The organism is Nocardioides luteus, from assembly GCF_000960475.2.
Taxonomy (GTDB): Bacteria; Actinomycetota; Actinomycetes; order Propionibacteriales; family Nocardioidaceae; genus Nocardioides; species Nocardioides luteus_A.
Genome location: NZ_JZDQ02000045.1, coordinates 14,291 through 28,137 on the forward strand (window position 1 = coordinate 14,291; position 13,847 = coordinate 28,137).

A 13,847-nucleotide genomic window follows, 5' to 3' on the forward strand; every position below is an offset into this window, starting at 1 on the left:
GGCGATGTGGATCTTCAAGGCACGTCTGATCTGGGGGATCGTGGCCGGTGCGGCCACGCTCGTCCTTGTGGTCACCGGTGCCTTGGTGATCCTGGTCGGCGGTCTGGCGAGCACCGAGCAGAGCAACCAGGACCAGGCCCAGTCGGGCTGTGTCGGCGGGGTCAACGCGGTCCCGGCCGGCAACCTGGGCCCCGACGGTGAGGTCCCCGAGGGCAGCATCGCCGGGTTCGACACCGAGCAGATCCAGAACGCCCGGACGATCGTGGCGGTCGGCAAGCAGTCCGGCGTGCCCGCCTACGGGTGGGTGATCGCGCTCGCGACCGCGATGCAGGAGAGCGCCCTGCGCAACCTCGACTACGGTGACCGCGACTCGGTCGGTCTCTTCCAGCAGCGCCCGGTCTCCGGGTGGGGCACCGTCGCCGACATCATGAACCCGGTCAAGTCCGCCCAGGCGTTCTACGGCGTGGCCGCCCATACCGGCAACACCGGTCTCCTGGACATCCCGGGATGGCGCAAGATGCAGGTCACCGCGGCCGCGCAGGCGGTGCAGCGATCGGCATTCCCGCTGGCGTACGCCCAGCACGAGAACGAGGCGCGGGCGCTCGTCGCCGCGCTCGCCGACGGAGTCTCGGCCGCCGACCTGAAGGCCACCGCGACCGACGTCTCGTGCACGATCGGCCTGGCCGGGATCAGCACCACCGTCATCCGCCCGATCCAGGCCGGCCTCGCGGTCGATCAGGGCAACTACGGCAACTCCGGCTCCAACTGGGCCAACATGCACACCGGCAACGACTACTCCGCGCCGTGCGGCACCCCGGTGCAGGCCGCCCACGGCGGCACGATCGTGATCGAGTCCGGCGGCGGCTGGGGCTGGGCGGGTCGCTGGCTGGTGAAGGTGCAGACGGCGCCCGGCAACCTGACCACGTGGTACGCCCACATGCAGTCGCTCTCGGTCCGCGAGGGCCAGATGGTGAAGGCCGGCCAGGTCATCGGGCAGGTCGGCAGCGAGGGCAACTCGACCGGCTGCCACCTCCACTTCGAGGTGCACCCGCATGGCGGCGGCTACCTGCAGGACCAGGTCGATCCGGCCGCCTGGCTGACCAAGAACATCGGCAAGACCCTCGAGGCCACGAAGCAGGCCGCCGGGCTGCCCGGCGCGGGCCAGGTCGGAGCCTCGCCGGCAGCGGTCTCCGGCCCGCAGGTGCGCCTGGCGCAGGCCAACATCAAGGTCACCCTGTCCCGCTCGAGATACCGCTCCGACCTGGCCGAGGTCATGGAGCACGGGCCCGACTTCGTCTCCCTGAACGAGGCCCAGTCGCGTACGGTCTCCGACATCTCGGTGCGTGGCTACGGCACCTACCGCGCCTCGGCGGACGAGTACGGCACCCGCAGCCAGGCGCTCAGCCCCGTCGTCATGTGGCGCACCGACCGCTGGGTGGCGGTCGACAAGGGCACCGTCCAGCTCACCAAGCCGGTCACGGGGGTCAAGAACGACAACAGGTACGCCACCTGGGTGGTCCTCGCGAGCAGCGACGGCTCCGGCCGCATCTCGGTGATCTCGACCCACACGATGACCTCGCCCGCCAACAGCCCCCAGGCGCGTAAGGACGAGGCGCAGCGCGGCTTCGCGAAGCTCGCCGGGCTGGCGCAGGGACTGCAGAAGTACGGCCCCGTCCTCGTCGCCGGCGACCTCAACTCGCCCTACCCGCGCAACGGCGGCGACGGCGATCCGTGGGGGCCGAAGCCTTTGATGACCAAGGCGGGGATGACCTCCACCTTCGAGGCCCTCGGTGCGCCCCCGCAGGGCTGGGCCACCCACGACGGTGGCGGCACCATCGACTGGCTCTTCGGTTCGAACGCGACCGTCACCGCCGCCCGGCAGGCCACGTTCAAGCTCGAGTCCGACCACCACGGGCTGGTGGCCGACTTCGACATCCGCGGCCAGTAGCGGCGCTCGCGGCACGTGTAACACGTCGTTCGTAGGACTACTCGCCCTATCGGAACGACCGGATAGACCTACGGACAGCGTGTTACAGCCCGCGGACCCACCAGCCCTCCGCAGGCCCCCGCACCGCAGGAGATAGCGTTGGGGTGTGGACGACGCGGTGGTACGGGCTGAGAAGACCGTCGCCGCGATGGCCGAGTGGCTCGCCGGAGGCGGGCCGGAGCACTGGGTCGTGGAGACCTCGGGGTCGACGGGTACGCCCAAGCGGGTGATGCTGTCACGCGAGGCGATGAAGGCGTCGGCAGCGGCGTCGGCGCGACGCGTCGGGGCGAGCGGGCAGTGGCTGCTGACGCTCCCTGATTCGTACGTCGCCGGGGCCAACGTGATCGCCCGCTCGCTGCTCGCGGGGTTCGAGCCCGTGATCGCTGCCGCCCACGCGTCCTTCGCCGAGGCCGCCGCGGCGATGAACGACGGGCCGCGGTTCGTCTCGATGGTGCCGACCCAGCTGCACCGGATCATCGAGTCCGGTGGTGACGATCTCGCCGCGCTGGCCGGGTTCCACACACTGCTGCTCGGGGGTGGCCCGATCGACCCGTCGCTGCGCGACCGGGCTCATGAGGAAGGCATCAACGTCGTCGCCACCTACGGGTCGGCCGAGACCTGCGGCGGGTGCGTCTACGACGCGATGCCGCTGGACGGTGTCGGGATCGCGATCGGCGCCGACGGCCGGGTCCGGATCAGTGGCCCGATGCTCTTCGACGGCTACCAGGACGATCCCGACCAGACCGCGAGCGCCCTGGTCGACGGCTGGTTCCTGACCTCCGATGCCGGCACCCTGGACGACGACGGCCGGCTCAGGATCCTCGGCCGGATCGACGACATGGTGATCACCGGCGGTGTGAAGGTGCCGGCCGCGATCGTCGCCAGGCGGCTACGCGAGCACCCGGCCGTCACCGCCGCCGAGGCCCTCGGCACGCCCGACGAGGAGTGGGGCCAGCGCCTGGTCGCCTTCGTCGTCGGCGACATCGACGCCGCCGCGGCCCGGGAGTGGGTCGCCGCGGAGCACCCCCGGTCCTGGGCGCCCCGCCAGGTCGTCGCGCTCGACGCGATCCCGCTGCTCGGCAACGGCAAGCCCGACCGGCAGGCCCTGCTGCGCCTGGCGACGAGCGACGAGGTGGAGTCGCGATGAACCTGCAGGTCTTCTCGCTGCCGATGACGACCCGCTTCCGCGGGATCACCGAGCGTGAGGGCGTCGTCATCTCGACAGGCTCGATACATCGCTTCGAGGGCTCCGGTGGATGGGGCGAGTGGTCGCCGTTCCTCGACTACGACATCCCTGAGATCGAGCCGTGGCTGCGCTGCGCCGAGGAGGCGGCGGCGGGGGACTGGCCGACGCCGCTTCGCGAGACCGTTCCCGTCAACGCCACGGTGCCGGCCGTCGGGCCGGAGCGTGCCCACGAGATCGTGACCCGCTCCGGGTGCGCGACCGCGAAGGTCAAGGTCGCCGATCCGGGCCAGAGCCTGGCCGACGACATCGCCCGCGTCGAGGCGGTCCGCGACGCCCTCGGTCCTGCGGGCAACGTCCGGATCGATGTCAACGGCCTCTGGACGGTCGAGGAGGCGCTGGCCTCGATCAAGGTGCTGGACCGGGCCGCCGGCGGGCTCGAGTACGTCGAGCAGCCCTGCCCCACGGTCGAGGAGCTCGCCGAGGTACGCCGCGCGGTAGACGTGCCGATCGCCGCGGACGAGTCGATCCGGCGGGCCGCGGACCCCTATCGCGTACGCGACCTCGAGGCTGCGGACGTGGCGGTGCTGAAGGTGCAGCCGCTGGGCGGCGTACGCGCCTGCCTGCGGATCGCCGAGGACATCGGGCTGCCGTGCGTGGTCTCCTCGGCGCTGGAGACCTCGGTCGGGATGGCCGCCGGGATCGCGCTCGCGGCGGCGCTGCCGGAGCTGCCCTACGCCTGCGGACTCGGCACGGTCTCGATGTTCACCGAGGACATCGCCGGTGTGCCGCTCCTTCCGTCCGGCGGCGTCCTGCCGGTGCTCTCGGCCTCGCCGGCCCCCGTGCGGCTGCTCGCCGAGCCGGCGCTGGCGGCCGCGCCGGAGCGTACGGAGTTCTGGCGCCGGCGTCTGGCTGATGTCCTCGCCTACCGGGAGACGCTTCGATGAAGGAAGAACGTATGGCCACCGCTACCGAGCTCGCCCGTGCGGTCGTCACCGCGCTCCTCGAGGCGCGGGTCACCGACGTGGTCATCGCGCCGGGATCGCGCAACGCCCCGCTGTCGTTCGCGGCCTTCGATGCCGCGCGCGCGGGGCTGGTGCGACTGCACACCAGGATCGACGAGCGCTCCGCCGGCTTCTTCGCGCTCGGCCTGACCAAGGTCGGCTCGCGCGCGGCGGTGATGTGCACCTCCGGCACCGCGGTCGCCAACCTGCACCCCTCGGTGCTCGAGGCCGCCCACGGCGGCGTGCCGCTGGCCGTGGTCACCGCCGACCGGCCGGCCCGGCTGCGCGAGACCGGCGCCAACCAGGTGACCGACCAGGTCGGCATCTTCGGCCGGCTGGTGGAGACCGTCGACCTGGCCGAGGCCCCCGACGCGAACCAGATCGACGCCCTCGACGCCGCGCGCGGGCCTGTCCACTGGAACCTCCAGCTCGACGAGCCACTGACCCCGCCTGACAGGTGGGAGCCGGGGGAGATCGCGGTCCGCCCGGAGCCGGTACGGCCGGAGCTGATGATCCACGAGTCGATCCAGACCGGCCCGGGGACACCGCTCACGGTCGTCGTCGCGGGTGACGATGCCGGCCCGCCCTCCCGCATCCTCGCCCAGGACGCCGGCTGGCCGCTCCTCGCCGAGCCCTCCTCCGGCGCCCGCACCGGCGACAACGCCCTGCGCTCCTACCGCCTGCTGCTGGAGTCACCGCTCGCCGAACGGATCGAGCGGGTCGTCGTCTACGGCCACCCCACCCTCTCCCGCCCGGTCACCAACCTGCTCGCCCGCGCCGACGTCGAGGTCATCGCGGCCGCGGTCGACGGCGTCTGGCCGGCGCGCCCGTTCCGGGTCGACCGGACGATCCACACCCGGCTCCACGTCGACGGCACCCCGGACACCGGGTGGCTGGAGGAGTGGCGCTCGGCCGATCGCGAGGTCAGCCGCCAGGTGGACCGGCTGCTCCACGAGCAGCAGGAGATGACGGCGTACGACGTCTCCGCCTGTGTCGCCCGCGCCCTGCCCGACCGCGGGCTGCTGATGCTGGGCCCTTCGAATCCCGTACGCGACCTGGACCTGATGATGCGGCCCAACAACGTCGGCGGGCGACGGAAGGTGATCGCCAACCGTGGCCTGGCCGGCATCGACGGCATCGTCTCCACGGCGATCGGTGCCGCCGTCGGCCGTCCGTGGTCGACCCGCGCGCTCGCGCTGATGGGCGACGTGACCTTCCTGCACGACGCCGGTGGCCTCCTGCTCGGCCCCGAGGAGATCCGCCCTGACCTCACCATCGTCGTCGCCAACGACGACGGCGGGTCGATCTTCGCCTCGCTCGAGCAGGGCGCCGACGACTACGCCGACAGGTTCGAGCGGCTCTTCGGCACCCCGCACGGCACCTCGCTCGAAGCACTCTGCGCCGCCCACCGCATCCCGCACCTCGCGGTCACCTCGGTGCCCGAGCTCGAGGCCGCCCTCGCCTCCCCGAACGGCGGCATCGAGGTCATCGAGGCCGTGGTCTCCCGCGCCGGCCGCCGGCAGCTCGACCTGGCCATCCGCGCGCTCGCCCGCGCCTGACATGGAACAGTGACCCCGTGACCGAACAGCCACAGTGGCCGGGTGTGGTGCCCTACGTCGACTACTACACCGGCGCGAAGCGCATCCTCGTGCTCCATCTGACCAGCGGAAACAAGATGCTGGCCAACAACCCCGGCAAGCTGCCGCCGATCGCGAGCATCGACGGCCGGCAGTACGTCGTCTACTGGGGCACCGTCTCCTTCGAGATCCCCGCCGAGCGGGCCTGTCACGTCAGCGTCCACGTCGAGGGCAACTACATCCAGCAGGCTGCCACCATCCTGCTCGCGCCCGGCGCGGAGCAGGTGCAGCTGACGTACGCGACCCACTACACCTCAGGCGTCGGCTCCCTGACGCTGTCCTGAGGTCAGCTCACCCGCAGGATGTCGCCGGGCTGGCACTCGAGTACGTCGCAGATCGCGGTGAGCGTCGAGAACCTGATCGCGCGGGCGCGGCCGTTCTTGAGGATCGACGCGTTGGCGACGGTAATCCCGATCCGGTCTGCGAGCTCGGTGAGCGTCATGCCGCGTTCCTCGAGGAGGGCGTCGAGGTGCACGGTCACGCGGTGGTCGCCATCGGTCATATTGTCAGCGCCACTTCCTCCTGCAGCGACGCTCCGCGGCGCATCACGCGACTGAAGGTGAGGGCACAGATCCCCAGGATCAACGGGGACCAGTCCGGTTCGATGCCCACTCCTGTCGACCACGTCAGGTCCAGCTCGGGCGCTGCGGCCGAGGCGATGAAGATGCTGCTACCGATGTCGTTCCCCACGGGAACGATGATCGACATTGCGAGCAGGAACCACCCCAACGTACGCATCGACGCGGCCGGTTTCCTTGCGAAGATCCCGTCGCGCCGAGCGACCTTGATGATCCGTCGCGCGAGGAGGCAAGCCCCGAACAGTAGCGTTGCGCCAAGGATCCCGCCGGCCGAGGCGGCCAGCTGCGTCGCCCAGCTCGGGCGATGCGTGCAGAACGTCGAGCCGGACGTCATGATCCTCGAACCCGGCTTTGTGTACGTTCCGGCCGGGGGCTCGTCGTCGCCCACCATGAAGGAGTCGGACTCGACGCATACGTCCTCGGAGAACTCGAAGAAGCTCGCGCCGTCACCGATGCCGAACAGGTTCAGTGTCACCAGCGTGGCGAGGAAGAGGACCGACACGACGAGGAACATGAAGATGACGTCGACCAGAGTGCTCAACGGTGTGAGCGCATCGCGCTCAGATGTCGGCCTCTCGTCATGTGACGGTCGCGCCATGACGACTCCTTATCGTTTCTCGATGTTATCGAGAAACGATAAGGCATGCCGCGGCTGGATGTCAGGAATTCCAGTACGGATCCCGGCCGATGAAGCCGAGGAGCTGCTCCTGAGGGGAGGCATCGGCGGCAACCTCGACGCGAGGCCCGAACTGGCCGGAGGCACGCATGGCATCCTCCATCGCAGAAGCACCGGCCAGCATCGCCGACGCACGCTCGTCGCCGAGGTCGAAGTCGCGCCCGAGGGCGCGGGCCAGGTCCCAGGAGTGCATCCAGATGTCGGGCGTGTAGATCTGGGAGAGCACGACGTCGACCGGGTTGTCGCCCGTATGGGGGTTGGAGACCATCCGGCCGGCGGGGTCGTCGAAGAGGGCCTGGATGTCGGCGGTGTGGGTCTTCCAGGCCGCAACCGGGTCCGCGGCGACGTCGAGCGCGACCAGGTCCACGCCGGCCGAGGAGCGCAGGAAGTCGCGCGGCCACTCGACCAGGTGCGTGACGACGTCCAGTGCGGTCCACGCCGCCACCGGGCTGGGGCGGGCCCAGTCCTCGGGGGCGGCGGAGCCGACGAGCTCGGCGAACCGGGCCGCGTCGTACGCGTGCTGCTCGGAAGGACTCACGAGAGCTCCTCGAGGAGCTCGTCGAGCTGCTCGTAGCCCTGGATGACGCCCTTGTCCATGCCGCTGGCCATGATCGCGGCCTGGGTCTCGAAGGACTCGACGACGCTGAGGCCGGTCAGTCGGGTACGGCCGCCGGGCAGTGGCTCGAAGGTGAGGAACTCCAGCGAGGCACCGTCGGGCGCGCCGCGCCAGGTGAAGGTCTGCACGATGCGCTCGTTCTCACGCACCTCGTGGAAGCTGCCGAAGAACTGGGTGAACTCGTCCCCGTCGCGCTCGGCCGAGTAGGCCCACGAGCCGCCGGTGCGGAAGTCCCACTCGGTGATGTGCATCCCGACGTCGCGGGGGCCGAGCCACTTGGCGTACAGCTCCTTGTCGGCGTGGGCGCGGAAGACGAGCTCGCAGGGAGCGTCGAACTCGCGGACGATGGTGATCGTCGGGGTCTCCTTGGAGGCCTCGATCGTGGTCTCGTGCTTCGTGGTGGTCATGATGCGTCCTCTTCTCGGGATGATTCTCGTGGTGACGTGCTTTCCTGCATCTCGGCGAGCAGCGCGTCCAGGCGCTGGTAGCGCTTCTCGGCCTGCTGTTGGTATCTCTCGATCCACTTGGTCATGAGGTCGAACACCTCCGCTTCGAGGCGTACGGGTGCGCGGCGCGACTCCCGGCTCACCAGACCGGCGTCCTCGAGCACCTTGAGGTGCTTGGAGACCGCCTGGAGACTGACGTCGTACGGCGCTGCCAGCTCGCCGACGGTCGCGTCGGCCGACGCGAGCCGGGCGACCAGGTCGCGCCGGGTCGGGTCCGCCAGTGCCGCAAAGACTCGGGAGAGTCTGTCCTCGCTCATCCGCTACTCCTCAACCATTTGGTTGATAACGAGGCTAGGTCGAGGCGTACGGCATTGTCAACCATTTGGTTGAGTAACTTGCTTACTGGAAAACATTCCCCGGGGGACATCGGTTGCGGCACCATGTTTCCCAGCCACGATGCTTCTCAGTGCACGTCTCCTCCTCGGGAAAGGCAGCCCCATGAGTCCTTCGCGCCGCAGATCCATGAGAGTGACCGCGATCGTCGCCGGTCTCCTCCTCGCCACCTCCCTCTCCCCGACCCAGTCCGCCGGCGCCGCCGAGAAGGACGACCGCCACCTCACCCAGAACGCGAAGTCCCACGGCGTCACCCTTGAGCACGGGGCGTACGTCGGATGGTCGACGCCCGGCTCGAACGCCAAGGGCGGATCCCGCAACGAGACCCCGATCACCGCGCAGGCGACGGTGAGCGGCATCGACGTCTCCGGCCACCAGGGCAACGTCGACTGGGCCTACTGGTGGGGTCAGGGGAAGCGCTTCGCCTACATCAAGGCGACCGAGGGCAGCTACTACAAGAACAGCACCTACTTCCCGCAGCAGTACAACGGCTCCTACAACCAGGGCTTCATCCGCGGCGCCTACCACTTCGCCAACCCGTCCGACTCCGGCGGTGCGGCGCAGGCCGACTACTTCGTCAACAACGGCGGCGGCTGGTCGGCCGACGGGAAGACTCTGCCGGGCGTGCTCGACATCGAGTACAACCCCTACTCCGGCGGCACCTGCTACGGCCTGTCGCAGTCGTCGATGCGCTCGTGGATCTCGGCCTTCCTGAGCCGCTACCGCTACCGCACCGGCCGCGACGCGGTCATCTACACGACCACCGACTGGTGGACGACCTGCACCGGCAACACCTCGCAGTTCGCCAGCGCGCACCCGCTGTGGATCGCGCGCTATGCCAGCTCGCCCGGCACGCTGCCGGCCGGCTGGGGCTACTACACCTTCTGGCAGTACACCTCCTCGCCGTTGGACCAGGACACGTTCAACGGTGCGTACGACCGCCTGCAGGCGCTCGCGCGGGGGTGATCCCGGGGTTCGGGCGGCCCCCGGTCCTCACAGGCCCAGCTGGGACTTCCAGGAGCCGAGGACCGGGGTCCACTCGAAGATCCGGCGCTCCTTGATGAGCCCGGCCGCGAGGAACGGGTCGTCGTCCAGAATGGCCTCGACCGTGGCGATCTCGCCCTCGAAGACGAGCAGGGCGGAGCCGTCGGAGGTGGGGCCGGAGAGGACCAGGGTGTCCTGGCTCCCGAGGAACCCGCGATGGGCGTCGAGATGCTCGGCGCGTACGTCGGGAAGGTCGTTGTAGGCGTAGACGACTGCGACGAGTGCCATCAGAGGTCGGCCCCGTCCGCGAGGCGTACGTAGCCGCGCTCTGCGGGGATCAGGGCGGCCGCCTGGGTGTCGAAGATGCCGGAGCCGGCCTCGGAGTAGACCCGGTCGTGGATCGCGACGGTCCGCGAGGCACCGACGGAGCGGGCGAAGTCGATCAGCTCGCCCGAGCGCGCCCACGGCGCGGAGACGGGCAGAAAGAGTACGTCCACGGCCTGGCCGGGGCCGTCGAGCGCGTCGCCCGGGTGGAAGAGCGCCTGGTCGCCGGCGGTGATCAGGTAGCCCGAGTTGTCGAAGTGGGGCAGGTCGGGGTGGATGACCGCGTGCTTGTCATTGACCGCGGTGACCGGCAGCCCGGCGTCGAACGACTCACCCGGCTTCACCACCGTGGTCCGCTCGTGGACCGCGGGAGCGCCCTTCTGGATCTGCGCCGCGACCGCGCCGATGGTGTAGACCGGCGCGTCGTTGCCCTCCAGGAGGGCCGGGTTGTAGTGGTCGGGGTGCTCGTGGGTGATCAGCACCGCCGTCGCGCCGTCGAGCGCCTCGGGCTGGGTGAACACGCCCGGGTCGACGACCACCACCGCCCCGTCGTGCTCGATCCGGACACAGGCATGGCCGAACTTCGTGATCCTCATGCCGCCGAATCTATCGCGCGGGTTCCAGCCCGCCGAGGGGCGTTCAGGACAGGGCGTCGCGGATCGGGACGAACTTGGCCTGGGTCTCGGCCAGCTCGGTCTCCGGGTCGGAGCTCGCCACGATGCCGCAGCCGGCGAAGAGGCGGGCGGTGCGGTCGTCGATCATCTCGGCCGAGCGCAGCGCGATGCCCCACTCGCCGTCGCCGGTGGCGTCCATCCAGCCGACCGGCCCGGCGTAGCGGGCACGTTCCATCGACTCGATCTCGGCGATGAGGGCGACGGCGTCCTCGCGCGGGGTGCCGCCGACCGCGGCCGAGGGGTGCAGCGCGGCGGCCAGATCGAGCGAGCTCACCCCGTCGCTGGCCACGCCGGTGATGTCGGTGGCCAGGTGCATCACGTTGGGCAGCTTGAGCACGAAGGGCGCCTCGGGCACGTTCATCGAGGAGCAGTGCGGCTCCAGGGCGTCGGCGACCGACCTGGCGGCGTACTCGTGCTCCTCGAGGTTCTTCGACGACTCCGCCAGCGACGCGGCCAGGGCGTGGTCGAGGTCCTCCTCGCCGGTCGGCCAGATCGTCCCGGCGAGCACGCGGGACGTGACCAGGCCGCGCTCGCGGCGTACGAGCAGCTCCGGGGTGGCGCCGAAGAGGTCGTCGACGTGGAAGGTCCAGCACGTCGGGTACGCAGCGGCCAACCGCCGCAGCACGGCCCGGATGTCGATCGGGGCGCTGGCCGCGGCGAGCAGGTCGCGGGCCAGGACGACCTTGTCGAGGTCGCCGTGCTGGAGCCGGGCGACGGCGTCGGCGACGATCCGCATCCAGTGCTCGCCGTCGACGTACGCATCGGCGAAGACGACATCGCGCGGTGCCTCGGGCTGCGGCGTCGGAGCCAGGGGAGGAGGCGGGGTGGCGGCCGGGCCGACGGTGGTCACCCAGGCGACGTCACCTCGCTTGCCGACGACGACCGCGGGCACCTTGAGGACGGAGAATCCCGGCAGGTCGGCGAAGGAGAAGGAGCCGAAGCCGACCAGGCCGGTGCCGGGCTCGCCCACGGGGTCGGAGACCGTCGAGACGGCCGCCAGCTCCTCGAACCACTTGGCCGCGTGCGCGAACCGCTCCGGGCCGGACGTACGGATCTCGGCGGCGGTGCCCCAGCCGACCAGGCCCTCGCCGTGGCGCACCCAGGACAGGACGCGGCGCCGGGCGGGCAGCAGCGCGAGCAGGTCCTCGAGCGTCTCCGACCCGGCGTCGAGGGCCACGGTGGTGGCCACCAGGGACCGCTGCTCAGACTCACTCACCACACCAGAGTATCGGCGTGGTGTCGGCCGGGACGAGTCGAAGTGATGTATGTGGCGTACGCCCCAGTTGCCATACCTGACCACATGGGTTGTAGCGTGCCCTGGCGTGAGTACCAACAAAGAGCAGTCGTTCGTCGCAGAGAACGGCATCACCCTCGGCATCATCGCCTTGGCCCTCTTCGTCGTGCTGGGCGTGGGCCTGCCGCGGTGGGTTGGCGACTCCGACTCCCACTCGGGGGTGAAGATCACCCTCCCGGAGACGCTGTCCGGCGGCTACAAGCCGGCGGACAAGAAGTCCTCCTACGACCTCGACGTCATCAAGAAGCAGGGCGCGTCCGAGGACCAGCTGGACATGTACATCAAGCAGAACGCGACCAGTTCGAAGACCGAGGACCGCAACGTGTCCGACGCTCTCGGGTTCTCGATGGCCACGCGCACCTACATCACCAAGGACATGAAGAAGTCCGTGATGATCCGTGCCTTCGCCGGCGACGGCAGCGCCTACTACGGCGGTGGCGAGGTCTCCAAGGTGGGCGACAACGTCTGCTACTCCAGCGCCGACCAGTCGACCGGTCAGACCCAGGCGACCTGCTCGCACGCGTCCGACGACCTGACCGTCCAGGCGACCGCGGCCTCGAAGAAGGACGCGGCGAAGTACGCCGACGAGATCTTCGACAAGCTCGCCTGAGTTCGGTCCGGACAGCGACCCGAGACAGAATCCTCCTGTGACCCGAGCAGATCTGGACAAGCAGCCCGGCGAGGTACGTCGGATGTTCGACGCCGTGGCCAAGCGCTACGACCTCACCAACGACGTGCTCTCGCTCGGCCAGGACCGGCGCTGGCGGCGTGAGGTCATCAAGGCCGTCGACCCGAAGCCGGGCGAACTCGTGCTCGACCTCGCCGCCGGCACCGGCACTTCGTCCCAGCCGTTCCTGGACGCGGGCGCCACGGTGGTCCCGACGGACTTCTCGATCGGCATGCTCCAGGTCGGCAAGCAGGCCAAGCCGCACCTGCCGTTCACGGCCGGCGACGGCACCCGGCTGCCCTACCGCGACGGCACCTTCGACGCGGTCACGATCTCGTTCGGTCTGCGCAACATCGTCGACCCGGCGGCCGGCCTGCGCGAGCTGCGCCGGGTCACCCGCCCCGGCGGCCGGATCGTGGTCTGCGAGTTCTCGCACCCGACCTGGAAGCCGTTCCGGACGGTCTACGTGGAATACCTGATGAGGGCCCTGCCGCCGGTGGCCCGCGCGGTCTCCTCATCGCCCGATGCCTACGTCTACCTGGCCGAGTCCATCCGGGCCTGGCCCGACCAGGCAGGTCTCGCAGACCTGCTCTCCGCGTCCGGTTGGCAGTCGCCGACCTGGACGAATCTGTCCGGCGGAATCGTCGCTCTCCACCACGCGACGGCTTGATCTCTGCGAAAGTTCAACCATGACCTCCACGTTGCCTTGGGACGGAATCTTGATGCCCCGCGAGGCCTACGGCCCCGCAGCGGTCAAGGCCAGGGACTCGCTCACCGACGCGGCTGCACAGGGCGACTGGCGCCGCGCGCTCTCGCAGGTGCGCAACGACTACACGGTCGGCGTCAACACCTGGAAGATCGGTGGCGAGTCGATGTTCACGCCGCTCCACCACGCCGCCTACCTCGGTGCGCCGCGGGAGACCGTGCAGGAGCTGCTCTCGCTGGGCGGCGTTCGTTCGCTGCCGACGGCTCACGGTGAGACGCCCTATCAGCTCGCCAAGCGTCGCGGTCACGAGCACCTGGTCGACATGCTCGACCCCTACTACCGCCCCGGCACCCCGCTCGGTGACAACCTCGAGGGCGTCAACCACCACGTGAACGCGACCCTCGCCGAGCTGACCGCCGAGTTCCGTGGCGACTACCAGCTGCGCACCTTCGACGTCCGGCTCATCTCCGAGGAGGGCGGCCCCGACGAGGCCTGGTTCACCGCCCCGGGGATGTACGGCGGCATCCGCATCGGCATGTTCTGGGGCCGCGCCCACCTGGAGTACAACTCCCGCCTGGGCGACTCCTACGCCGTCGTGGGGCCGGAGGGCTCGGCGTACGTGTCGCGCTCCAAGCGCGCGCTTCCCCTGCCCACTCGCTGACCCGAGGCCTGTTGGCT

General features: G+C 70.1%; 17 protein-coding genes. 9 read left to right on the plus strand and 8 right to left on the minus strand.

The genetic code is table 11. The annotated features are described in order from the left end of the window. Positions 1–4 precede the first annotated feature (4 nt). The 5 genes from UG56_RS28545 to UG56_RS24265 all read left to right on the plus strand — a co-directional run bounded on the left by UG56_RS28545 (position 5) and on the right by UG56_RS24265 (position 6,095). Positions 5–1,948 carry a peptidoglycan DD-metalloendopeptidase family protein gene (locus tag UG56_RS28545; RefSeq protein ID WP_052694075.1) on the plus strand — a complete coding sequence of 648 codons (1,944 nt, stop codon included), beginning with the start codon at positions 5–7 and terminating at the stop codon, positions 1,946–1,948. Positions 1,949–2,093: 145 nt separating this feature from the next. Continuing rightward, positions 2,094–3,134 carry an AMP-binding protein gene (locus UG56_RS24250; RefSeq protein ID WP_084101546.1) on the plus strand — a complete coding sequence of 347 codons (1,041 nt, stop codon included), beginning with the start codon at positions 2,094–2,096 and terminating at the stop codon, positions 3,132–3,134. Further along, the gene (locus UG56_RS24255; protein ID WP_045551168.1) at positions 3,131–4,117 is read left to right on the plus strand and encodes an o-succinylbenzoate synthase; all 987 of its coding nucleotides are present in this window, start codon (positions 3,131–3,133) and stop codon (positions 4,115–4,117) included. Before UG56_RS24250 ends, UG56_RS24255 begins: the two co-directional genes overlap by 4 nt. 11 nt (positions 4,118–4,128) lie before the next feature. Continuing rightward, a complete protein-coding gene (menD, locus tag UG56_RS24260) occupies positions 4,129–5,733 on the plus strand; it encodes a 2-succinyl-5-enolpyruvyl-6-hydroxy-3-cyclohexene-1-carboxylic-acid synthase (protein WP_071327300.1) in 1,605 nt (534 codons plus the stop codon). Between the two features lie 17 nt (positions 5,734–5,750). After that, complete coding sequence (locus tag UG56_RS24265; RefSeq protein WP_045550480.1) at positions 5,751–6,095, plus strand: hypothetical protein; 345 nt, start codon at positions 5,751–5,753, stop codon at positions 6,093–6,095. Between the two features lie 2 nt (positions 6,096–6,097). Here UG56_RS24265 and UG56_RS24270 read toward each other — a convergent pair whose 3' ends face one another. The 5 genes from UG56_RS24270 to UG56_RS24290 form a co-directional block, all read right to left on the minus strand. Beyond that, entirely contained in the window at positions 6,098–6,313 is a 216-nt protein-coding gene (locus UG56_RS24270; protein ID WP_045550481.1) for a helix-turn-helix domain-containing protein, read from the minus strand. After that, entirely contained in the window at positions 6,310–6,987 is a 678-nt protein-coding gene (locus UG56_RS24275; protein ID WP_045550482.1) for a DUF2975 domain-containing protein, read from the minus strand. Before UG56_RS24275 ends, UG56_RS24270 begins: the two co-directional genes overlap by 4 nt. A 61-nt stretch (positions 6,988–7,048) precedes the next feature. Then, entirely contained in the window at positions 7,049–7,603 is a 555-nt protein-coding gene (locus UG56_RS24280) for a maleylpyruvate isomerase family mycothiol-dependent enzyme (RefSeq protein WP_045550483.1), read from the minus strand. Then, a complete protein-coding gene (locus UG56_RS24285; RefSeq protein ID WP_045550484.1) occupies positions 7,600–8,088 on the minus strand; it encodes an SRPBCC domain-containing protein in 489 nt (162 codons plus the stop codon). The genes UG56_RS24280 and UG56_RS24285 overlap by 4 nt, the downstream gene beginning before the upstream one ends. After that, a complete protein-coding gene (locus UG56_RS24290) occupies positions 8,085–8,444 on the minus strand; it encodes an ArsR/SmtB family transcription factor (protein WP_045550485.1) in 360 nt (119 codons plus the stop codon). Before UG56_RS24290 ends, UG56_RS24285 begins: the two co-directional genes overlap by 4 nt. Positions 8,445–8,649: 205 nt before the next feature. Here UG56_RS24290 and UG56_RS24295 point away from each other — a divergent pair, with 205 nt between their 5' ends. Continuing rightward, a complete protein-coding gene (locus tag UG56_RS24295) occupies positions 8,650–9,486 on the plus strand; it encodes a GH25 family lysozyme (RefSeq protein WP_045550486.1) in 837 nt (278 codons plus the stop codon). 27 nt (positions 9,487–9,513) lie between these two features. Here UG56_RS24295 and UG56_RS24300 read toward each other — a convergent pair whose 3' ends face one another. Genes UG56_RS24300 through UG56_RS24310 form a run of 3 tightly spaced genes read right to left on the minus strand, consistent with a single transcriptional unit; the run spans position 9,514 to position 11,718 of the window. Beyond that, on the minus strand, positions 9,514–9,792 hold the full coding sequence (locus UG56_RS24300) for a YciI family protein (protein WP_045550487.1): 279 nt from the start codon (positions 9,790–9,792) through the stop codon (positions 9,514–9,516). Then, positions 9,792–10,424: an MBL fold metallo-hydrolase gene (locus tag UG56_RS24305; protein WP_045550488.1), complete on the minus strand. Its 633-nt coding sequence runs from the start codon at positions 10,422–10,424 to the stop codon at positions 9,792–9,794. Before UG56_RS24305 ends, UG56_RS24300 begins: the two co-directional genes overlap by 1 nt. Positions 10,425–10,467: 43 nt before the next feature. After that, positions 10,468–11,718 carry an isochorismate synthase gene (locus UG56_RS24310; RefSeq protein ID WP_084101550.1) on the minus strand — a complete coding sequence of 417 codons (1,251 nt, stop codon included), beginning with the start codon at positions 11,716–11,718 and terminating at the stop codon, positions 10,468–10,470. 106 nt (positions 11,719–11,824) lie between these two features. Here UG56_RS24310 and UG56_RS24315 point away from each other — a divergent pair, with 106 nt between their 5' ends. The 3 genes from UG56_RS24315 to UG56_RS24325 are packed head-to-tail and all read left to right on the plus strand — an operon-like array spanning position 11,825 to position 13,830. Continuing rightward, the gene (locus UG56_RS24315; RefSeq protein WP_045550489.1) at positions 11,825–12,406 is read left to right on the plus strand and encodes a hypothetical protein; all 582 of its coding nucleotides are present in this window, start codon (positions 11,825–11,827) and stop codon (positions 12,404–12,406) included. A gap of 37 nt (positions 12,407–12,443) precedes the next feature. Further along, complete coding sequence (locus tag UG56_RS24320) at positions 12,444–13,133, plus strand: demethylmenaquinone methyltransferase (RefSeq protein ID WP_045550490.1); 690 nt, start codon at positions 12,444–12,446, stop codon at positions 13,131–13,133. Positions 13,134–13,152: 19 nt separating this feature from the next. Next, positions 13,153–13,830: an ankyrin repeat domain-containing protein gene (locus tag UG56_RS24325; RefSeq protein ID WP_143055180.1), complete on the plus strand. Its 678-nt coding sequence runs from the start codon at positions 13,153–13,155 to the stop codon at positions 13,828–13,830. The last annotated feature ends 17 nt before the right edge of the window (positions 13,831–13,847 follow it).